We start from the raw sequence: 1,305 nt of genomic DNA on the forward strand, positions 1-1,305 counted from the left end.
ACCGACGAGATCCTGCGCGAGGTGCTCGGCTTCGACGAGCGCCGCATCTCCGAGGTCCGCGACAGCGGCGCGCTGGGGCTGGTGGTTCCCCGCATGGCCGCCGAGTAAAGACAGCCGTGGAATGGGCGTCCCGTCGGGACGCCCATTCCATGAGAGGCCGGACCGCCGGTGCACGCCGTCCCGAAGAGCGGGGGTGTGACCGCGGACATCCGGCGGGCCGCCGGCTCACACCATCATTCTTCCACACATTCAGCACAGGACGCAGGGTGCCGGCGCAGGACGCGCCAGTACCGATGCCGCCCTGCGCCCCGCACCCTTCCATTTTAAACACCCGAAGACAGCCATGAACATCCATGAGTATCAGGCCAAAGGCCTGCTGAAGACGTACGGCGTCGCGGTGCCCCGCGGCGGCGTCGCGTTCTCTCCCGAGGAGGCCGAGGCCGTCGCCCGCGAGCTGGGCGGCCCGGTGTGGGTCGTGAAGTCGCAGATCCACGCGGGCGGCCGCGGCGCCGGCCGCTTCAAGGACAACCCCGAGGGCAAGGGCGGCGTCCGCGTCGTCAAGTCCATCGAGGAGGTCGGCAAGAACGCCGGCGAGATGCTGAACCACGTGCTGGTCACCAAGCAGACCGGTCCGGACGGCCGCGAGGTCAAGCGCCTCTACGTCGAGGAAGGCGCCGACATCAAGCGCGAGCTGTATCTCGGCATGCTGGTCGACCGCGCCACCGGCCGCGTCACCATCATGGCGTCCACCGAAGGCGGAATGGAGATCGAGGAGGTCGCCCACAACACGCCGGAGAAGATCGTCAAGGTCGCCGTCGATCCGGCCACCGGCATCCAGGGCTACCACACCCGCAAGGTTGCCTTCGCGCTCGGCCTCGAAGGCAAGCAGGTCGGGGCGGCGGCGAAGTTCCTGACCGCCATGTACCGCGCCTTCACCGAGCTGGACTGCGCGATCGTCGAGATCAACCCGCTGATCGTCACCGGCGCCGGCGAGATCCTGGCGCTGGACGCCAAGATGGCCTTCGACGACAACGCCCTGTTCCGCCACAAGAACGTGGCCGAACTGCGCGATGTCGCGGAAGAGGACCCGGCCGAGGTCGAGGCCGCCAAGCACGACCTGAACTACGTCAAGCTGGACGGCAACATCGGCTGCATGGTCAACGGCGCCGGCCTGGCGATGGCGACCATGGACATCATCAAGCTGTACGGCGGCGAGCCGGCCAACTTCCTCGACGTCGGCGGCGGCGCCACGAAGGAGCGCGTCACCGCGGCCTTCAAGCTGATCCTCTCCGACCCGAACGTCGA

1 protein-coding gene is annotated in these 1,305 nt (G+C 68.1%); it reads left to right on the plus strand.

Annotated features, from left to right (window positions below; all coding sequences use genetic code 11):
* Positions 1-343: 343 nt before the first annotated feature.
* Positions 344-1,305 (plus strand): ADP-forming succinate--CoA ligase subunit beta (sucC, locus tag H0B54_RS29280; RefSeq protein ID WP_188263265.1); only part of this gene is annotated, 962 nt, incomplete at its 3' end.

Source organism: Azospirillum tabaci, from assembly GCF_014596085.1.
Lineage (GTDB): Bacteria > Pseudomonadota > Alphaproteobacteria > Azospirillales > Azospirillaceae > Azospirillum > Azospirillum tabaci.